The following is an 18,523-nucleotide window of genomic DNA, read 5'->3' as shown; positions in this document are numbered from 1 at the left end:
GCCCGGTGCCCGCTCCCCTCGCCGATCCCGCCGTCCGGCGGGTGGCGCTGGTGCGGTTGCGGGTGGGGCTCGGTGACCTGCTGTGCTCGCTGCCCGCCCTGCGCCGGCTCCGGGAGCACCGGCCGGACCTGCGGGTCAGCCTCGTCACCTGGCCGGAGATGGCGCCGGTGGTCGAGCGGATGGGCGACGCCGTCGACGAGCTCCTGGCCTTCCCCGGGGCCCAGGGGATCCCGGAACGGGCCCCGGACGCCGACGGGTGGGCGCCCTTCGTCGCTGCGGCCGCCGCGCGGCGTTTCGATCTCGCGCTGCAGGTCTACGGCGACCGGCCCGCCGCCAACCGGGTCGCCGCGGCGCTCGGGGCGCCGCTCGTGGGCGGCTTCGCGCCGACCGGGTGGGAGGCCCCGGCGGCCCGGGCGTCACTGCACCTCCGCTATCCGCGGCACCTGCACGAGGTGGAGCGGCACCTGCGGCTGTTCGAGCACCTCGGCCTGCCGGCGGGTCCGTCACCCGCGATGAGCTTCCCGATCACCGCGGACGACGATGCCGAGCACGCCGCCACGCTCGCCCGCGCGGGGCTGGGCGCCGGCGGGTACGTCGTGCTGCACCCGGGAGCCTCCTCCCCGACCCGCCGCTGGCCGGTGGAGCGGTACGCGGCGGTCGGCGACGTGCTGGCCGCCGACGGCTGGGACGTCGTCCTCAGCGGCGTCCCGGCGGAGCGGGACCTCGCCGGTGCGGTGGCGGCGCGGATGACCTCACCGGTCACCGACCTCACCGGGGCGACCAGCCTCGGCGGGCTGGCCGCGTTGCTGCGGGACAGCGCGGTGCTCATCGGCAACGACACCGGCTCGGCGCACCTGGCCGCCGCCGTGGGCGCGCGGAGCGTGACGGTGTTCCTGCCCGGGGACCCGGTCCGCTGGGCGCACCGCGGTGCCCGGCACCGGGCGGTCGTCGCGGACGTCGCCTGCGCGCCGTGCCCCCACCTGGTGTGCCCGATCGACTTCCGGTGCGCGGCCTCGGTGCGGACCGGGGACGTCGTGGCAGCGGCCCGCCAGCTCCTGGCCCAGGGGAGCCGATGAGGGTCACGTTCGTCGCGGACTCCGACGCGTGGGGCGGCGCGGAGGTGTACCTGACGCACCTGCTCCGCCGGGCGCCGGCGAACGGCTGGTCGGCGTCCCTGGTCTGCGCGGAGCCGGTCGCCGCGCGGTTCGCCGCCGCCGTCCCCGGGGCGCCGCGGACCGACGTCCCGCTGGCCCGCCACCGGGAGGCCGCGCCCGAGCTGCGGGACGCGGTCGCCGCCCACCGTCCGGATGTCGTCGTGGTCAACCTCGTCGACCCGGGCTCGAACACCGCAGCCGTCGCCGCCGCCCTGCAGGTGGCCCCGACGGCCGCCGTCCTGCACCTGGCCGGGGACGCCGGCACCGGCGAGGCGCACCGCCGGCTCGCCGCTCTGTACGCGCGCCTCGCCCTGGTGCTCACGCCGTCGGCCGACGGGCGGAACCAGGTGGCCGGGGAGCTGGGCGTGCCGGCGGACCGGGTGCAGGTCGTCCCCAACGGTGTCGACCTCCCGGCGGTCGCCAGCGGGCCGGCCGGCCGGGTACCACCGCGGGTGGGCGCGCTGGGCCGGCTGACCGCGCAGAAGGGCATCGACGTGCTGCTCCGGGCCGTTGCCCGGCTCGTCGCCGAGGGGACCCCCGTCGAGGTGGTCATCGGAGGCAGCGGGCGTGATGAGCGGGAGCTGCGTCGCGCCGCAGCCGGCCTGCCCGTCACCTTCCGCGGGTTCGTCGAGGACGTGCCCGGCTTCCTGACCGGGCTGGACGTCTTCTGCCTGTCCTCCCGGCGGGAGGCGCTGCCGCTGGTGCTGCTGGAGGCGATGGCGGCCGGCCTGCCGTGCGTGACGACCGACGTCGGCGGGGTGGCGGCGGCGGTGGGGGAGGACGCGCTCGTGGTGCCCGCCGAGGACGACGCCGCCCTCGCCACCGCGCTGGGCAGCCTGCTGCGCGACCCCGTCGACGCTGTGGACCTGGGCGCCCGGGCGCGCCGGCGGGCGGTGCGCGAGATGAGCGCGGACCTCATGGCCCGGCGCACGTTCGCGCTGCTCGACCGGCTGGCGGGCCGGCCCCGGTCAGTCGCCGCGGACGACGTGCCGCGCGGCGCGTAGCGGCTCCGGGGTGCGTCCCCGGGCCGTCGTGGCGAGCACCAGGCCAACGTCTCCGGCCGGGCCGGTGCCGGCAGCAGCAGGCGGACGAGTCGCGCCGAAGGCACGGAGCCAGTCAGGCGAAGGGTCACACCCGCTGCTACCGGCCATCAGCCCATCACCGATGAACCGACCCGGCCAGCCTGACAGTCATCGGAGCGGACCCAGCAGCTCGCGGCAGGCCTGCTCGCAGCGGCGGCAGGCCTCCGCGCCGGCGCGCGCCCGGCTCAGGAGGAACGGCCACCCTGGTCGGGTCCCGGGTCCTCCTCGGGCTCGAACGTGCTCCCGGCCTCCTCCGACATGCCCAGCTCCGCGCCGGGCGCGCCCCCCGGCTCCGGCGACGCCGCGTCGGGGCGCTGGCCGTCGTCCGGGACGGGCGCATCCGGTGTCGTCATGGCGCCTCCCCATGCGGACCGCGGTTCCAGCCGCGGTGATCGGGCTGACACTCCCAGGGGCACGCTACCCGGTGGTGACACCGGGCACGCCTCCGTCGTCGGTGGGGTCAGCCGTCGCCCCGGCGGCCCGCCGCGCCAGGTCCTCGGAGGCACCGGGGTCGTCGGAGTCGACCACCGGGTAGCCGTCCTGCTCGTCCCGGTGCAGGGCGATGCCGGGGTCGTGCACGTCGCTGCCGTCGGCCAGGAAGAAGTGCGGGCTGCCCTGGACATCGTCCTGGCTGGTCCCTCGGCCTGCCACGGGCTCATCCCGAGCCGGGCTCCAGCTGGCCGACCACCGGGATCTCCGCATCCACCGTGCGCCGGGGAAGGGCGAAGCGGTTGACGCCCTCCAGGAGAAGAGCCGCAGGTCCACCCGGAGGTCGTCGTCGAGCCCGAGTCGTGACCGGGCAGCGTGGCAGCGGTGCAGCGCCACGGTGGGCCAGGCGCAGACCACGTCGGTGCAGAGGGCCACGGTGCCCGGCCGGACGTCGATGCTCACGGCCGCGCGGTACCCGGTCGGGTGACGTGCCAGCCGTCCCGCCCGGTCCGGTCGGCGTGCCACTATTGCGGCGTGGCGCACCCCTCCGCTTCGGCCAGCGCACTGCTGCGGCATGTGCGCACCGGCCGCGCCCGCAGCCGGGCGGAGCTGGTGGCCCTCACCGGCGCGTCCCGCAACACGGTGAGCGCGCGGGTGGACCAGCTGATCGCCGCCAACCTGCTGGAGGAGGGTGGCCGGGGCTGGAGCACCGGTGGTCGGCCGCCCACGCTGCTGCGCTTCAACAGCCGGGCGGGCTGCGTGCTGGCCGTGGACCTCGGTGTGACCAGCGTCGACGTCGCGGTGACCGACCTCTCCGCGCAGATCATCGAGACGATCGGCCATCCGATCGACATCGGCGAAGGGCCCGACGTGGTGCTCGCCGAGGTCGACCGGCTGGCACAGGAGGCGCTGGCCGCGGCCGGGCTCACCCCCGCCGACGTGTGCGCCGTGGGCGTGGGCGTGCCCGGCCCGGTGGAGTTCTCCACCGGGCGGCCGTTCCACCCGCCGATCATGCCCGGCTGGCACGACTACCCGATCCCCAGCGCGTTCGGCCGGTACGAGTGCCAGGTCTACGCCGACAACGACGTCAACGTCATGGCCCTGGGCGAGATGGGCATCGCCGGGTCCGACGAGGACGTGCTCGTCGTGAAGGTCGGCACGGGCATCGGCTGCGGGATCATCGTCGACGGCCGGGTCTACCGCGGCGCCCAGGGCAGCGCCGGGGACATCGGGCACATCTCCGTGACGCCGCCGGGCGGGCAGACCGTGATCTGCCGGTGCGGCAACGAGAACTGCCTGGAGGCCATCGCCGGCGGTGGCGCGCTGCTGCGCGACGCCCGGGCGGCCGGGGTGCCGGTGAGCACGACGCGCGAGCTGGTCGAGCTGGCGGTGCGCGGCGACGGCTCGGTCCTCGAGCTGGTCCGGAACTCGGGCCGGACCATCGGCACGGTCCTGGCCAGCCTGGTCAACTTCTTCAACCCCCACCGCATCGTCATGACCGGTGGCGTGGCCCAGGCCGGCGCGCCGCTGCTCGCCGGCATCCGCGAGGCGGTCTACGGCCGCTCCATGCCCCTGGCCGCGCGGGCGCTGGACATCACCGTCAGCGACGCGCCGGACCTCTCCGGGCGGCTCGGCGCGGCGCTGATGGCGATCGAGGGCTTCCTCGACGAGGACTCCGTGCACCAGCTGGCCCGTGCCGACGAGCAGGTCACCGGCGCGTCGCCGGCCGGCACCCGGACCGGCCGCTGATCATGGACACCCTCCGCCCGTCCCGTTCCTGACGGGGCGGGCCCCGGCGCGCGCCCGCCGGGAGCTCCCGGGAGGGGGGCGGTCGCGCAGGGCCACCTCTCACCCGATGGGAGGTTGCGGTTCTGTAACCGTCCAGGACGGCCCTTGACCGGCTGTGGCGCGGGACATAGTGTCCGGCCTCACGAACTTCTGTTCAGTGCTGAGCATAAGTAGGAGATGGTCACAGTGTCCGAAGCCTCGACTCCCGTCGGCGGAGCGGCTGCGTGAGCGCGCAGTCCGCCGCGTCGCCGACGCTGCTCGAGATGCACGGGATCGTGAAGCAGTTCCCCGGCGTCCGGGCCCTCGACGGTGTGGACCTGGAGGTCCGCGCGGGGGAGGTCCACTGCCTGCTCGGCCAGAACGGCGCGGGCAAGTCCACCCTGATCAAGGTCCTCGCCGGCGCGCACCAGCCCGACGACGGCCACATCACCTGGGACGGCGCCCCGGTCACCCTCGGCGACCCGCAGGCGGCCATGACCCTCGGGATCGCGACCATCTACCAGGAGCTCGACCTGGTCTCCGGGCTCACCGTCGCGGACAACGTCTTCCTCGGCCGGGAGCGCAGCCGGCTCGGCCTGACCCGGCCCGCGCAGGCCAACAAGGCGGCCGGTGAGCTGCTCACCCGGCTCGGGCACCCGGAGATCCGGCCCACCGCCGAGGTCGGCTCGCTGTCGGCGGCGCAGCAGCAGATGGTCAGCATGGCGCGCGCCCTGTCGCAGAACGCCCGGCTGATCGTGATGGACGAGCCCTCCGCGGTGCTGGACAGCGAAGAGGTGGACCACCTCTTCCAGGTCATCCGCGACCTCACCGACGAGGGCGTGGCCGTCGTCTACATCTCCCACCGGCTGGAGGAGATCCGCCAGGTCGGCGACCGGATCACCGTCCTCAAGGACGGCCGCACGGTCGCCACCGGCCTGCCGGTCCAGGACACCCCGACCCGCGAGGTCATCACGCTGATGACCGGCCGGACGATCGAGTACGTCTTCCCGCCCCGCCGCGCGCTGCCCGAGCAGGAGGCCGCGCCGCTGCTGGAGGTGGCCGGCCTCTCCCTGGCCGGCAGCTTCAGCGGGGTGGAGTTCGACGTGCGGCCGGGCGAGGTCGTGGGCCTGGCCGGCCTGGTCGGCTCCGGCCGCTCCGAGATCCTCGAGACCATCTACGGCGCCCGGAAGGCCACCACGGGCACGGTCAAGGTGGGCGGCCGCAAGCTGCGCTCCGGCGACGTGGCGGCGGCCGTGTCCGCCGGGGTCGGCCTGGCGCCCGAGGAGCGCAAGAGCCAGGGCCTGCTGCTCGGCGACCCCGTCTACCAGAACATCAGCATCTCCAGCCTCTCCCGGTTCACCCGGGGCGGCTTCCTCACCGGCGGGCCGGAGAAGGCCGCGGCCCGCGAGCAGGTGCGGGCCCTCGACGTCCGGCCGCCGGACGTCGACCGCGAGGTCCGCACCCTCTCCGGCGGCAACCAGCAGAAGGTCGTGCTCGCCCGCTGGCTGCTGCGCGACTGCCGGGTGCTGCTGCTGGACGAGCCGACCCGTGGTGTCGACGTGGGCGCCCGATCGGAGATCTACGCCCTGATCCGGGCGCTGGCCGACCGCGGCGTGGCCGTCGTGGTCGTGTCCAGCGAGATCCCGGAGGTGCTGGGCCTGGCCGACCGCGTCCTCGTGGTGGCCGACGGCGCCGTGGTCACCAGTGCCCCGGCGGACGAACTCGACGAGCACAAGGTGCTCGACCTCGTGATGCAGGGAGCGGTCTCCACCTCGGGAGCCGCACGAGAAGGGGACGTGGCATGAGCGACACCGCGACGACGACGCGGGCCGACGGCACGGCCGACGGCACTCCGACGCGACGGCACCGGGGAGGCGGTGGCGGGCTCATGGCCGGTCCCCTGGGACGCAACCTCGGCCTGGTGGTCGCCCTGGTGCTGCTGTGCATCGCCGGGCTGGTCACCGCCGGCGACCGGTTCGCCGACGTGGACAACGTGCTGACCATCCTGCGACTGGCCGCGGTCATCGGCGTGGTGAGCGTCGGCATGACCTTCGTCATCATCGGCGGCGGCATCGACCTGTCGGTGGGGGCCATCGTGGCCCTCTCCTCGATCTGGGCCACCACGCTGGCCACCCAGGCGATGGCCGCCGACTTCCACTGGATCGTCATGGTCGGGACCGCGATCCTGGTCGGCGCCGCCTGCGGCCTGGTCAACGGCGTGGTCATCGCCTACGGCAAGCTGGTCGCCTTCATCGCCACCCTCGCCATGCTCGCCGCCGCCCGCGGCCTCGCCGAGATCATCGCCAACCGGCGCACCCAGATCGTGCAGGACCAGAGCTTCATCCGGTTCTTCTCCGGGGACGTGCTCGGCATCCCCACCCTGGTGATCATCTTCGCCCTGGTGGCGGTCCTCGGCTGGGTGCTGCTCAACCGGACCAGGTTCGGCCGGCACACCTTCGCCGTCGGCGGCAACGCCGAGGCCGCCCGCCTGGCCGGCATCCGGGTCCAGCGCCACACCGTGTACCTCTACGTCCTCTCCGGCGTGGCCTGCGGCATCGCCGCGGTCATGCTGATGGCCCGGACGACGACCGGCAGCTCGACCCACGGCACCCTCTACGAGCTCGACGCCATCGCCGCGGTCGTCATCGGCGGCACGCTGCTCATCGGAGGCCGCGGCACGATCGTCGGCACCGTGCTCGGCGTGCTGATCTTCACCACGCTGAGCAACGTCTTCACGCTCAACAACCTGTCCAGCTCCGCGCAGGCGGTGGCGAAGGGCGTGATCATCGTCCTCGCCGTCCTGCTGCAGCAGCGGGTGGCCAACCGCAACCCCCGCCGGCGCGGGCTCCGCGGCGGCACCCCGGAGGCGGCGGGCACGAGCATCCCCGGCAGCCCCTCCGGCACCCCCACGCCCGGCGCAGCCGCCGGCCCCACGACCTGATCCCGGCGCGGCGCCGCCCGCCGCGCGGGGATCAGCACCACCAGCGGACCGCTGGTCCGTTGTCGCACCACCCCGACCAGCCCACCACGACGACCTGGCCATCGGCGCCAGGGAGGCGATCCGCGAGGAGAAGCACATGTCTGCGACGAGGCAGCGCCGTTTTCGCCGCCTGATGACCACCGCCGTCTGCGCGGTCGGGGCCACCGCCCTGGTCACCGGGTGCACCAGCAACACCCCCGAGAGCGAGAGCAGCAGCGGCGGCGGGGGTGGCGGCAGCAACAACGCCGCCAGCGCCAACGACGACCCGGGCGACACCGTCCGCATCGGGTTCTCGGCGCCCGCCGCCGACCACGGCTGGATGGCCGGCATCACCGAGGCCGCCCGGGCCGAGGCGGAGAACTACGAGGACGTCGAGCTCATCGTCGCCGAGGGCACCAACGACGTCAGCGCGCAGATCAGCCAGGTCGAGACCTTCATCAACGACGGCGTCGACGCGATCGTGCTGCTGCCCTTCGACGGCGCCGCGCTGACCCCGGTCGCGCTCGAGGCGATGGAGGCCGGCATCCCGGTCATCAACGTCGACCGCGAGTTCGACAGCCCGTTCGCTGCCCGCGCCACGATCCTGGGCGACAACTACGGCATGGGCGTCTCGGCCGGCACCTACGTCTGCTCGCAGCTGGGCAGCCAGCCCGGCGCGATCGTCGCCGAGATCGCCGGCATCGACTCCCTGCCGCTGACCCAGGACCGCAGCCAGGGCTTCGCCGACGCGCTGGCCGACTGCGGTCTCACGGTCAGCAACCGGGTGGCGGCGGACTTCACCGTCGAGGGCGGCGAGGAGGCGGCGGCGAACCTGCTGCAGGCCGCGCCGCAGATCGACGCCCTGTGGAACCACGACGACGACCAGGGCGTCGGCGTCCTGGCCGCGATCAACAACGCCGGCCGTGACGAGTTCATCATGGTCGGTGGCGCCGGCTCGGCGAACGCGATGCGCAGCATCCAGGCCGACGACTCGGTGCTGAAGGCCACCGTCATCTACCCGCACACCCAGGCAGCGGACGGCGTGAAGCTCGCCCGGCTGATCGCCCAGGACAAGAGCCTGTCCGACCTGGCCTCCCAGGGCGTGCCGCGGCGGACCGTGCTCGACGCCCCCGTCGTGACCGCCGACAACGTCGACCAGTACATCGACGCCGCGTTCGAGTCCTGACCGGCCGACCGGGGTCGCCGGTGACCTGACCAGGTCACCGGCGACCCCGGTCCTCTTCCTGGAGCCCAGCATGTCCTCAGCAGTCCGGCCGGCGCTGCGTGTCGGCCAGATCGGGTACGCCTTCATGGGCGTCGCCCACTCCCACGCGTGGCGGACCGCGCCGCGCTTCTTCGACCTCCCGCTCCATCCCGAGCTGACCGTGCTGGCCGGCCGGGACGCCGCCGCGGTGACCGCCGCCGCCGACCGGCTGGGCTGGGCGGGCACCGAGACCGACTGGCGCCGGGTCCTCGAGCGGGACGACGTCGACCTGGTCGACATCTGCACCCCCGGCCACACCCACGCCGAGATCGCCATCGCCGCGCTCGAGGCCGGCAAGCACGTGCTCTGCGAGAAGCCGCTGGCCAACACCGTCGCCGAGGCCGAGGCAATGGCCGCGGCCGCCGAGCGCGCGGCCGGCGCCGGCGTGCGGGCCATGGTCGGCTTCACCTACCGGCGGGTGCCGGCCATCGCGCTGGCCCGCCGGCTGGTCGCCGAGGGCCGGATCGGGCAGGTCCGGCACGTCCGCGCGCAGTACCTGCAGGACTGGATCGCCGACCCCGCCGCCCCCATGTCGTGGCGGCTGGAGCGGGACAAGGCGGGCTCCGGCGCGCTCGGCGACATCGGGGCGCACATCGTCGACCTCACCCAGTTCATCACCGGGGAGACCCTCACCGGGGTCAGCGCCCTGGTGGAGACCTTCGTCAAGAAGCGGCCGCTGCCGGCCAGCAGTGGCAAGCTCGGCGGCGTCGGCGGCGAGGGCATGGGCGAGGTGACGGTGGACGACGCCGCGGTGTTCCTCGGCCGCTTCACCGACGGCGCCCTGGCCACCTTCGAGGCCACCCGCTTCGCCCTGGGCCGCAAGAACGCGATCCGGATCGAGGTCAACGGTTCGGCGGGCAGCCTGGCCTTCGACTTCGAGGACATGAACGTGCTGGAGTTCTTCGACGGCGCCGAGCCGGCCGCGACCGCCGGCTTCCGGCGGATCATCGTCACCGAGCCGGAGCACCCCTACGTCGAGGCATGGTGGCCGGCCGGGCACGGCCTCGGCTACGAGCACGGCTTCACCCACCAGGTCGTGGACCTGGTGGAGGCACTCGCCGCCGGCGAGCAGCCCACCCCCTCCTTCGCCGACGGGCTCCAGGTCCAGCGCGTGCTGGACGCCGTCGAGCGCAGCGCCGCCGACCGATCCACCTGGACGGAGATCCCCGCATGAGCGAGCGCTTCACCCCGACCAAGGACGACAAGTTCAGCTTCGGGCTGTGGACCGTCGGCTGGCAGGGGGTCGACGTCTTCGGCGGCGCCGTCCGCGAGCCGGTGGACCCGGTGGAGGCGGTGCACCGGCTCGCCGAGCTCGGCGCGGCCGCCGTCACCTTCCACGACGACGACCTGGTGCCCGACGACGCCACCCGGCAGGCCACCCTCGACCGGTTCACCGCGGCGCTGGCCGAGACCGGGCTGGGCGTGGAGATGGCCACGACCAACCTCTTCGGGCACGCGGTGTTCAAGGACGGTGGCCTGACCGCCAACGACCGCGAGGTCCGCCGGTACGCGCTGGCCAAGGTGCTGCGCAACATCGACCTGGCGGCCGAGCTGGGTGCGAAGACCTACGTGCTGTGGGGCGGGCGCGAGGGTGCCGAGTCCGGGGCCAGCAAGGACGTCTCGGCGGCGCTGGACCGCTACAAGGAGTCGATGGACCTGCTCTGCGGCTACGTCCGGGACAAGGGCTACGACATCCGCTTCGCGCTGGAGCCCAAGCCCAACGAGCCCCGCGGCGACATCCTGCTGCCCACCATCGGGCACGCGCTGGCCTTCATCAACGACCTGGAGGAGCCCGACCGGGTCGGCCTCAACCCCGAGGTCGGGCACGAGGAGATGGCCGGGCTCAACTACGCCCAGGGCATCGCCCAGGCGCTCTGGCACGGCAAGCTCTTCCACATCGACCTCAACGGCCAGCACGGCCCGCGCTACGACCAGGACCTCCGCTTCGGCGCGGGCAACCTGCGCGGGGCGTTCTGGACCGTCGACGTACTGGAGGGCGCCGGCACCGGCCGGCGCTACGACAGCTACGTGCACTTCGACTACAAGCCGGCGCGCACCGAGGACCCCGAGGACGTCTGGGGCACCGCCGCGGCGTGCATGCGGAACTACCTGATCCTGCGGGAGAAGGTGCGGGCCTTCCGCGCCGACCCGGAGGTCGTCGAGGCGCTGGCGGCCGCCCGGGTCGACCAGCTGGCCCTCCCGACCCTGGGGGAGGGGGAGTCGCTGGACGCGCTGCGCGCCGAGCGGCACGACCCCGACGAACTCGCCAAGCGCGGCATGCACTTCGAGCACCTGGACCAGCTCGCCATGGAGCACCTGTTCGGCGTGCGCTGACGCGCCCCACCCCTTCCGAGAGGAGAGACATGCCCCGCCCTGTCACCCTGTTCACCGGCCAGTGGGCCGACCTGCCGTTCGAGGAGGTCTGCCGGCTGGCCTCCGACTGGGGGTACGACGGCCTGGAGATCGCCTGCTGGGGTGACCACCTGGACGTCGAGCGCGCCGCCGGCGACGACTCCTACGTCGCCGACCGCAAGGCCCTGCTGGAGAAGTACGGCCTGGCGGTCTACGCCATCTCCAACCACCTCAACGGCCAGGCCGTCTGCGACGACCCGATCGACGAGCGGCACCGCGGCATGGTCCACCCGCGGGTGTGGGGCGACGGGGACCCCGAGGGCGTCCGGCAGCGGGCGGCCGAGGAGATGAAGCTGACCGCCCGCGCGGCGGCGAAGCTGGGCGTGGACGTCGTCGTCGGCTTCACCGGGTCGAAGATCTGGAAGACCGTGGCGATGTTCCCGCCGGTGCCCGAGTCGATGATCGAGGACGGCTACGCGGACTTCGCCGCCCGCTGGAACCCGATCCTGGACGTCTTCGACGAGGTGGGGGTGCGCTTCGCGCACGAGGTGCACCCGTCGGAGATCGCCTACGACTACTGGACGACGGTGCGCACCCTCGAGGCCATCGGGCACCGGGAGGCGTTCGGGCTGAACTGGGACCCGAGCCACTTCGTCTGGCAGGACCTGGACCCGGTCGGCTTCCTCTGGGACTTCAAGGACCGGATCTACCACGTCGACTGCAAGGACGCGAAGCGTCAGGTGGGCAACGGCCGCAACGGCCGGATGGGGTCGCACCTGCCGTGGGCCGACCCGCGGCGCGGCTGGGACTTCGTCTCCACCGGGCACGGCGACGTCCCGTGGGAGGCCTGCTTCCGCATGCTGAACACGATCGGCTACGCCGGCCCCATCTCGGTGGAGTGGGAGGACGCCGGGATGGACCGCCTGGTCGGTGCGCCCGAGGCGCTGGAGTTCGTCCGGCGGCTGGCGTTCGACCCGCCGGCGGCCGCGTTCGACGCCGCCTTCTCCAGCGGCAACTGATCCACCCAGGACAGGGCTGACGAGTCGGGGGGCTCGGCAGCCCGTCCCCACCGTCGCGCGCTCGGCGGTGCCTCAGCTCCGGCGAGGCGCCGCTGGGCGCGCGACGGTGCCGGCCACCCCGGGGTCGGGGCGGCTGCCCAGCGCGAGGGTCAGCGCGAGGACGGTCTGCGGGTCGTCCAGCCGGTTCCCGTAGAGGTCGCGCAGCTGCCCCATCCGGTACCGGACGGTCTGCGGGTGCACGAACAGCGCGGCCGCGATCTGCTCCCGCCGTCCGTGGTGCAGCAGCCACGCGCGCAGGGTCGCGGTCAGCTTCTCCTGCACGCCGGGGCTGAGCTCGGTGAGCGGGGCCAGCGCGGCGGCCCGCAGGTCGGCCAGGGCGTCGGGATCGGCCCGCAGGACCAGGTCGGCCAGCCGCTGCTCGGTGTCCAGCGGGGCCGGCGCAGGGGCGGTCATCCCCAGGCGCATCGCCCGGAGCACCCGCTCGTAGGACGCGGCCACCTGCACCCACGGCCGGGGCGGGCCGACGGCGGCCGACCGGCCCTCCAGCGCGCGCAGCAGCGTGGGCCGGGCCCGCTCGCCCGCGTCGGGCACCAGCAGCACGGCCAGGTCGGCCGCCGGGTCAAGGCCGGGCGCGTCGTCGGAGACCTGCAGGGTGCGCGGGTCCAGCAGCGCGCGGGCGCCGCGGGCCCGGTCCTCCGGCAGGACGACGGCGGTCAGCGTCCGCGGCGGCGGCCAGTCGGCCCGCTGCGCGGCGACCACGAGGTCGTGCGGCGGCCGCCCGGCCAGCAGCAGCGCGCCGAGCCGCTCCAGGTGGTGCCGGCGGGCCCGACCGGTGGTCTCCAGCTCGTCGGTGTGCCCGGCCACGCTGGAGGCCGACAGCTGGTCGATGTAGGCGAACACCAGCTCGGCGAACCGGGCCACGGCGCCGACCTCCAGCCCCGCCGCCACCGCCGTCTCGCTCATGTGGCGCCACGCCACCCGGGCGCCGACCCGGTAGGCGGCCAGCAGCGCGTCCATCGCCCGCCCGCTGCGCGCCTCGCCGCGGCCCAGCGCGTACGCGCCCTCCAGCGCCGGGCCGATCGGCCGGCTGGGGTCCGCGCCGCCGGGCCGCGACGCCAGCTCCAGGAACCCGCCGAGGGCCAGCTGCACGGCCCGGCGGATCGCCTGGCCCATCTCGCCGCCGAAGGCGTCGGCGTAGCTGGGGACCTCCACCACGATGGTCGCCACGGTGCGCTCGGCGACGGCGGGGAGCTGCGCCTGCATCGCAGCCACCACCGCGGGCGGGAAGACGATCGGATCGCTCGCCGTAATCACCTCTTCCTTGTTCGCTCGGAACAGAACCTACCGTCCGATTCACGTCGTGAGCACAGTGGATTGCGCTCGGCGTCGGGAAGACTCAAGGGCATGACCGCCACCGTCCCGCGTCCCTCTCGGGGCCGCCCGGCCCTGAGCGCGCTGCGCGACCGGGTGCTCAAGGTGGCCGAGCTGATCACCACCCCGCTGCTGCCGGCCGACTACCTGGACCTGCTCGACCCGCTGAGGTCCGGCGCGGCGCTGCGCGGCCGGATCGAGGCGGTGCAGCACGAGACGCGGGATGCCGCGACGGTCGTCATCCGCCCGGGCCGCGACTGGCGGCCGCACGCCCCCGGCCAGTACGTCCGCATCGGCATCGACGTCGACGGCGTCCGGCTGTGGCGCGCCTACTCGATCACCTCGGTCCTGGGCCGCCCCGACGGCTGCTTCACCATCACGGTCAAGGCCATCCCGGACGGGAAGGTCAGCAACCACCTCGTGCACCGGACGCGGCCGGGCACCGTCGTCCAGCTCGACCAGGCCACCGGCGAGTTCGTCCTCCCCGAGCAGCGGCCGGCCAAGGCGCTGTTCGTCACCGCCGGCTCGGGCATCACCCCGGTGATGGGCATCCTGCGCAACCAGGTCCACGAGGCCCGGTCGACGTCCGGCATGGACGTCGTCGTCGTGCACTCGGCGCCCACCGCCGACGACGTCATCTTCGGCGCCGAGCTGCGGGCGCTGGCCGCCGCGGGCAGCATCCGCCTGGTGGAGCGCCACACGGCGGCCCAGGGGCTGCTCGACGGCGCTGCCCTTGCCGAGCTGGTGCCCGACCTCGCCGAGCGCACCACCTGGGCATGCGGCCCGGTCGGGCTGCTGGAGAGCCTCGAGCGGCACTGGGAGGGCGAGGGGATCGCCGACCGGCTGCACACCGAGCGGTTCCGGCCCCGCGTGCTGGTCACCGGGGAGGGCGGGACCGTCACCTTCGGCAGGTCCGGCCGCACCCTCGACGTCGACGGTGCCACCCCGATCCTCGACGCCGCGGAGGACGCCGGGCTGCTCATGCCCAGCGGCTGCCGGATGGGCATCTGCTACGGCTGCGTCCTCCCGCTGCGCGAGGGGGCGGTCCGCGACCTGCGCAACGGCGAGGTCACCACCGCCGCGCCCGGGGACGGCGTCCTCGTCCAGACCTGCATCAGCGCCGCCGCCGGCGCCTGCGACATCGACCACTGACCCGCTTCGACCCGAGGAGAGCCCGTCCATGACCGTGCTGCAGAAGAAGTCCGACAACCCGGTCGCCCACCTGACCCCGGAGGACATCGAGGCGATCGGCTTCGAGCTCGACGCGATCCGCCAGGACGTCATGGACAGCCGTGGTGAGGCCGACGCCGACTACATCCGCCGGGTCATCGACGTCCAGCGCAAGCTGGAGCTCGGCAGCCGCGCCGTGCTGCTGCTCTCCAAGTTCCCGCCGGCCTGGGTGCTGGGCACCGCGGGGCTCTCGATCGCCAAGATCTTGGAGAACATGGAGATCGGGCACAACATCCTGCACGGGCAGTGGGACTGGATGCGCGACCCGAAGATCCACTCCACGACGTGGGAGTGGGACATGGCCAGCCCGGCCGAGCAGTGGAAGCACTCGCACAACGAGCTGCACCACACGTACACGAACGTGATCGGCAAGGACAACGACCTCGGCTACGGCATCATGCGCGTCGACGAGGACCAGCGCTGGGTGCCGATGTACCTGCTGCAGCCGGTGTGGAACTTCGTCAACGCCTGCTTCTTCGAGTACGGCATCGCCGCGTACGACCTGGAGCTGGGCAAGAACCTGGCGACCCCCGAGCGCCGCAACGACCCGGCGTTCCGCGCCCGCGGCAAGGCGGTGCTCAAGAAGATCGGCAAGCAGATGACCAAGGACTACGTCGTCCACCCGCTGCTGTCCGGCCCGTCGTTCCTGCCCACCCTGGCCGCCAACTTCACCGCCAACGTGGTGCGCAACCTGTGGTCGCACTCGGTGATCATGTGCGGGCACTTCCCCGAGGGCGTGGAGACCTTCGAGAAGAGGTCCATCGACGGGGAGACCCGCGGCGAGTGGTACCTGCGCCAGATGCTCGGCTCGGCCAACATCTCCGGCAGCAAGGCCATGCACGTCATGACCGGCAACCTCTCGCACCAGGTCGAGCACCACCTGTTCCCGGACCTGCCGAGCAACCGGTACGGCGAGATCGCCCCCAAGGTCAAGGACCTGTTCGACAAGTACGGGCTGCGGTACCACACCGCGCCGCTGCCCCAGCAGGTCGCGTCCGCCTGGCACAAGGTGGTGCGGCTCTCACTGCCCAACGGCTGGCTGGCCGAGACCACCCCGAGGAACGCCCCGGCGCAGCTGGCCAAGCTCTGGAAGATGACGACCGGCGGGCCGAAGGTCCGCCGGCAGCTGCAGTCCGCCTGACGACGGCCGCGGGAGCATCGCAGGGAGCGCCACCGACCGAGGAGCGGACCGCGGCGCCCATGGCCGGTCGCCCTCGAGGCGGCCTTGCGTGGGCCGATCAGGGACACCAGGCCGGGCGTCAGGTCAGGATGTCGTCCGCATCCGGGCTGGACCTCGGGCTGAGCTGCCGGCTGGGGTCACCGCCGTCTGCCCGGACCAACCCGACCCTGCCCAGGACGAACAGTGCCACCAGCGAGACCGCGACGCCGAGCAGTCCGGCCGTGGCGTCGGCGAGGTCGGGGACGTTGAGGAAGGTCACCGCCGACTCGGTGACCACGTTGGCGACGCCCACCGCCGCAGCCCACGCCCACAGCTGCCGGCGTGGCTTGCGCTCGTGCAGCACGTGCCCGCCCGCCGTGAGCAGCAGCATGCTGGACAGGGCGAAGTTGCTGACGTGGGTGCGGACGACGTCCCCGGCCGGCACCGCCTGCCACAGGTCCGGGCTCGCCGTGCGGGCCACGACGCACAGGCCCATGAGCACCGTCCAGCCGAGCACGGCCAGTTGCGCCGGGCCGGTGTAGCGGAGCTCGGTGGGGGCCGGCCGGAGCCGGGCCGCGAGGCGGTCGACGATCCCGCGCGGGTCCTCGCTGGCGGTCTCGGGCATGAGTGGTCACTTCCCGTCGCATCTGGGCTGGCCGTGCGGGTGGCGGTCGCAGGCACGTGCTGCGTGTCCCGGCGCCGGCACCCGTCCGGCGGTCTCGCCGGAGAGCATCGGCGCTCCGGGAGCGGAACTGCACGGTCGGCCCGGCTCGCGGGTCGGGCCGGCACCTGCGTTCGCTCGGCGATGAGTTGCGGCCGGCCGTCCGGTCAACACTGCAGCCGGGTTCGTCCGTGGGGCCGGTGACCGACAGGAGAGGACGGCGAGCCGTGGACGACCCGACGACGACGAGCTCGAACGCCACGCGGCTGGACCTGCGCAGCGGCACGCAGCGCACGTTCGCCCACGTGCTGGTCAACGCGCTGCTGGTCTCCGTCGTGAACTACACCCTCTGGTTCGCGGTGACGTTCTGGGTCTACCTGCAGACCCGCTCGGTCTTCGCCACCGGGGTCATCGCCGGCATCTTCCTGGTGGCGACGGCGTCCACCGGCATCTGGTTCGGCAGCATCGTCGACCACCACCAGAAGCAGCGGGTGCTGCAGGCGTCGGCGGCGACGTCGCTGGTGATCTACCTGGTCTGCCTGGCCGGCTACCTGGTCACCCCGGCCGAGGTTTTCCGCGACCCGTCGAGTCCGCGGCTGTGGGTCTTCGTGGTGCTGCTCATGCTCGGCGTCATCGCCGGCAACCTGCGCACGATCGCGCTGCCCACCCTGGTCACCCTGCTCGTGCCCGAGGGCCTGCGGGACCGGGCCAACGGGCTGGTCGGCACCACGTCGGGGGTGTCGTTCCTGGTCACCTCGGTCATCAGCGGCCTGCTGGTGGCGGCCGGGGGCATGCGGTACGTGCTGCTGCTCGCCGTCGCCGTCCTGACCGGCTCGCTGCTCCACCTGGCCCGGGTGCGGATCCCGGAGCGTCGCGTCCCCGTCCCGGCGACCGCCGCGGGCGGTGCCGTGGACCCCGGGCGCGGCGTGGACGTCCGGGGGACGCTGCGCCTGGTCCGCGGCGTCCCCGGCCTGGTCGCGCTGATCGCCTTCTCCTGCTTCAACAACTTCCTCGGCGGGACCTTCATGGCGCTGATGGACGCGTACGGCCTGTCCCTGGTGTCCGTCCAGGTGTGGGGCCTGCTGTGGGGGGCGCTGAGCGCGGCGATGATCCTCGGCGGTCTGGCCGTCGCCCGGTTCGGGCTGGGCAGCAACCCGGTCCGCACCCTGCTGCTGGTCAACGTCGCGCTGTGGCTGGCGACGGCGGTCTTCCCGCTGCGGTCCTCGATCGTGCTGCTGGCGGTCGGGATGACCGTCTTCCTGTTCCTCATGCCGTTCGCGGAGGCATCCGAGCAGACCGTGCTGCAGCGGGTGGTCCCCTACGAGCGGCAGGGCCGGGTGTTCGGCTTCGCGCAGAGCGTGGAGCAGGCCGCGTCCCCGCTGACCGCCTTCCTCATCAGCCCGGTCGCGCAGTTCGTCGTCATCCCGTCCATGACCGACGGCGCCGGCGCCCGCGCGATCGGCGGCTGGTTCGGCACCGGCTCCGACCGCGGCCTCGCCCTGGTGTTCGTGGTGACCGCCCTGATCGGACTGCTCGTCACCCTGCTCGCCCTGGCCAGCCGTCCCTACCGGCGGCTGTCCGCCGCCTACCGCACCCCGGTCGCGCCGGCGGTCACCGAGCACCGCCCGGCGGTCGCGGCGGTCGTGGGATGCCCCGCCCCGGAGGCCGCCTGACGCCGGCGTGAAGGGCGAGGTCAGCTGCCGGTGCCGCGCGGTGTCAGCTCGTCTTCTCCAGCGTGTAGCGGACCGTCTGCACCCTGATGGCGTCGCCGGCGAAGACGAAGGTGTCCACGCCGTCGGTCACCCGGCTGGACCCGGCGACGGCCGACCACTCGATGAACAGGACGTCGCCCTCGTAGATCTGCGTCGGCACGTCCCAGCTCGCCTCGGGCAGTGCGGCGAGCAACCCCGTGAAGGCCTCCCGGACGCCGTCCCGGCCGCGGAGCACGCGCTCCGAGGTGATGAAGACCGCGTCCTCGGCGTAGTCGGCGACGATCTCCTCGACGTCACCGGCCATCAGCGCGCTCGCGTGGTGGGCGAAGATCTCCCGCGGGGTGCGGGGCATGGCCACCTCCCT

General features: G+C 73.8%; 17 protein-coding genes. 12 read left to right on the top strand and 5 right to left on the bottom strand.

Annotated elements, in window-relative coordinates; genetic code table 11:
- The first annotated feature begins 5 nt into the window (after positions 1 to 5).
- Entirely contained in the window at positions 6 to 1,076 is a 1,071-nt protein-coding gene (locus HL189_RS20830; RefSeq protein ID WP_369135646.1) for a glycosyltransferase family 9 protein, read from the top strand.
- The gene (locus HL189_RS20825) at positions 1,073 to 2,158 is read left to right on the top strand and encodes a glycosyltransferase family 4 protein (RefSeq protein ID WP_369135645.1); all 1,086 of its coding nucleotides are present in this window, start codon (positions 1,073 to 1,075) and stop codon (positions 2,156 to 2,158) included. The genes HL189_RS20830 and HL189_RS20825 overlap by 4 nt, the downstream gene beginning before the upstream one ends.
- Positions 2,159 to 2,421: 263 nt before the next feature.
- Here HL189_RS20825 and HL189_RS20820 read toward each other — a convergent pair whose 3' ends face one another.
- On the bottom strand, positions 2,422 to 2,589 hold the full coding sequence (locus HL189_RS20820) for a hypothetical protein (protein ID WP_369135644.1): 168 nt from the start codon (positions 2,587 to 2,589) through the stop codon (positions 2,422 to 2,424).
- A gap of 64 nt (positions 2,590 to 2,653) precedes the next feature.
- Complete coding sequence (locus HL189_RS20815; RefSeq protein WP_369135643.1) at positions 2,654 to 2,887, bottom strand: hypothetical protein; 234 nt, start codon at positions 2,885 to 2,887, stop codon at positions 2,654 to 2,656.
- 312 nt (positions 2,888 to 3,199) lie between these two features.
- Between HL189_RS20815 and HL189_RS20810 the strand changes: the two genes are divergently transcribed.
- From HL189_RS20810 to HL189_RS20780, 7 genes are all read left to right on the top strand, one after another.
- Positions 3,200 to 4,414 carry an ROK family protein gene (locus tag HL189_RS20810; RefSeq protein ID WP_369135642.1) on the top strand — a complete coding sequence of 405 codons (1,215 nt, stop codon included), beginning with the start codon at positions 3,200 to 3,202 and terminating at the stop codon, positions 4,412 to 4,414.
- 263 nt (positions 4,415 to 4,677) lie between these two features.
- Positions 4,678 to 6,237, top strand: a complete 1,560-nt coding sequence (locus HL189_RS20805; RefSeq protein ID WP_369135641.1) for a sugar ABC transporter ATP-binding protein — start codon at positions 4,678 to 4,680, stop codon at positions 6,235 to 6,237.
- Positions 6,234 to 7,373: an ABC transporter permease gene (locus HL189_RS20800; protein WP_369135640.1), complete on the top strand. Its 1,140-nt coding sequence runs from the start codon at positions 6,234 to 6,236 to the stop codon at positions 7,371 to 7,373. The genes HL189_RS20805 and HL189_RS20800 overlap by 4 nt, the downstream gene beginning before the upstream one ends.
- Positions 7,374 to 7,509: 136 nt before the next feature.
- On the top strand, positions 7,510 to 8,577 hold the full coding sequence (locus HL189_RS20795; RefSeq protein ID WP_369135639.1) for a substrate-binding domain-containing protein: 1,068 nt from the start codon (positions 7,510 to 7,512) through the stop codon (positions 8,575 to 8,577).
- Positions 8,578 to 8,647: 70 nt separating this feature from the next.
- Positions 8,648 to 9,829 (top strand): Gfo/Idh/MocA family protein, encoded by a 1,182-nt coding sequence (locus HL189_RS20790; RefSeq protein ID WP_369135638.1) that lies wholly within the window; start codon positions 8,648 to 8,650, stop codon positions 9,827 to 9,829.
- Positions 9,826 to 10,989, top strand: a complete 1,164-nt coding sequence (xylA, locus tag HL189_RS20785; RefSeq protein WP_369135637.1) for a xylose isomerase — start codon at positions 9,826 to 9,828, stop codon at positions 10,987 to 10,989. The genes HL189_RS20790 and xylA overlap by 4 nt, the downstream gene beginning before the upstream one ends.
- Positions 10,990 to 11,018: 29 nt before the next feature.
- Positions 11,019 to 12,026, top strand: a complete 1,008-nt coding sequence (locus tag HL189_RS20780; RefSeq protein ID WP_369135636.1) for a sugar phosphate isomerase/epimerase family protein — start codon at positions 11,019 to 11,021, stop codon at positions 12,024 to 12,026.
- 72 nt (positions 12,027 to 12,098) lie between these two features.
- Here the strand turns inward: HL189_RS20780 and HL189_RS20775 are convergent, their stop codons facing one another.
- Positions 12,099 to 13,340, bottom strand: coding sequence for a PucR family transcriptional regulator (locus HL189_RS20775; protein WP_369135635.1), 1,242 nt, complete (start codon positions 13,338 to 13,340; stop codon positions 12,099 to 12,101).
- Between the two features lie 90 nt (positions 13,341 to 13,430).
- On the opposite strand from HL189_RS20775, the gene HL189_RS20770 reads away from it, so the two are divergent.
- Together HL189_RS20770 and HL189_RS20765 are read left to right on the top strand one after the other, a co-directional pair.
- Positions 13,431 to 14,549 (top strand): ferredoxin reductase, encoded by a 1,119-nt coding sequence (locus tag HL189_RS20770; RefSeq protein ID WP_369135634.1) that lies wholly within the window; start codon positions 13,431 to 13,433, stop codon positions 14,547 to 14,549.
- Between the two features lie 28 nt (positions 14,550 to 14,577).
- On the top strand, positions 14,578 to 15,768 hold the full coding sequence (locus HL189_RS20765; RefSeq protein ID WP_369135633.1) for a fatty acid desaturase: 1,191 nt from the start codon (positions 14,578 to 14,580) through the stop codon (positions 15,766 to 15,768).
- A 118-nt stretch (positions 15,769 to 15,886) separates the two neighbouring features.
- Here the strand turns inward: HL189_RS20765 and HL189_RS20760 are convergent, their stop codons facing one another.
- Complete coding sequence (locus HL189_RS20760; protein WP_369135632.1) at positions 15,887 to 16,411, bottom strand: hypothetical protein; 525 nt, start codon at positions 16,409 to 16,411, stop codon at positions 15,887 to 15,889.
- A 263-nt stretch (positions 16,412 to 16,674) separates the two neighbouring features.
- Here HL189_RS20760 and HL189_RS20755 point away from each other — a divergent pair, with 263 nt between their 5' ends.
- A complete protein-coding gene (locus HL189_RS20755; RefSeq protein ID WP_369135631.1) occupies positions 16,675 to 18,120 on the top strand; it encodes an MFS transporter in 1,446 nt (481 codons plus the stop codon).
- A gap of 43 nt (positions 18,121 to 18,163) precedes the next feature.
- Here HL189_RS20755 and HL189_RS20750 read toward each other — a convergent pair whose 3' ends face one another.
- Positions 18,164 to 18,511, bottom strand: a complete 348-nt coding sequence (locus tag HL189_RS20750; protein ID WP_369135630.1) for a nuclear transport factor 2 family protein — start codon at positions 18,509 to 18,511, stop codon at positions 18,164 to 18,166.
- Between the last annotated feature and the right edge of the window lie 12 nt (positions 18,512 to 18,523).

It is taken from the genome of Modestobacter sp. I12A-02662 (genome assembly GCF_041028325.1).
In the GTDB taxonomy this organism is placed as follows: domain Bacteria; phylum Actinomycetota; class Actinomycetes; order Mycobacteriales; family Geodermatophilaceae; genus Modestobacter.
This window is presented reverse-complemented; position numbering and strand designations above follow the sequence as displayed.

Excerpts from the sequence above, each read along its gene's own strand:
- HL189_RS20825 (WP_369135645.1), top strand. The coding sequence starts at position 1,073 with ATGAGGGTCACGTTCGTCGCGGACTCCGACGCGTGGGGCGGCGCGGAG.
- HL189_RS20820 (WP_369135644.1), bottom strand. The coding sequence starts at position 2,589 with ATGACGACACCGGATGCGCCCGTCCCGGACGACGGCCAGCGCCCCGAC.
- HL189_RS20800 (WP_369135640.1), top strand. The coding sequence starts at position 6,234 with ATGAGCGACACCGCGACGACGACGCGGGCCGACGGCACGGCCGACGGC.
- HL189_RS20795 (WP_369135639.1), top strand. The coding sequence starts at position 7,510 with ATGTCTGCGACGAGGCAGCGCCGTTTTCGCCGCCTGATGACCACCGCC.
- HL189_RS20790 (WP_369135638.1), top strand. The coding sequence starts at position 8,648 with ATGTCCTCAGCAGTCCGGCCGGCGCTGCGTGTCGGCCAGATCGGGTAC.
- xylA (WP_369135637.1), top strand. The coding sequence starts at position 9,826 with ATGAGCGAGCGCTTCACCCCGACCAAGGACGACAAGTTCAGCTTCGGG.
- HL189_RS20780 (WP_369135636.1), top strand. The coding sequence starts at position 11,019 with ATGCCCCGCCCTGTCACCCTGTTCACCGGCCAGTGGGCCGACCTGCCG.
- HL189_RS20770 (WP_369135634.1), top strand. The coding sequence starts at position 13,431 with ATGACCGCCACCGTCCCGCGTCCCTCTCGGGGCCGCCCGGCCCTGAGC.
- HL189_RS20765 (WP_369135633.1), top strand. The coding sequence starts at position 14,578 with ATGACCGTGCTGCAGAAGAAGTCCGACAACCCGGTCGCCCACCTGACC.
- HL189_RS20760 (WP_369135632.1), bottom strand. The coding sequence starts at position 16,411 with ATGCCCGAGACCGCCAGCGAGGACCCGCGCGGGATCGTCGACCGCCTC.
- HL189_RS20750 (WP_369135630.1), bottom strand. The coding sequence starts at position 18,511 with ATGCCCCGCACCCCGCGGGAGATCTTCGCCCACCACGCGAGCGCGCTG.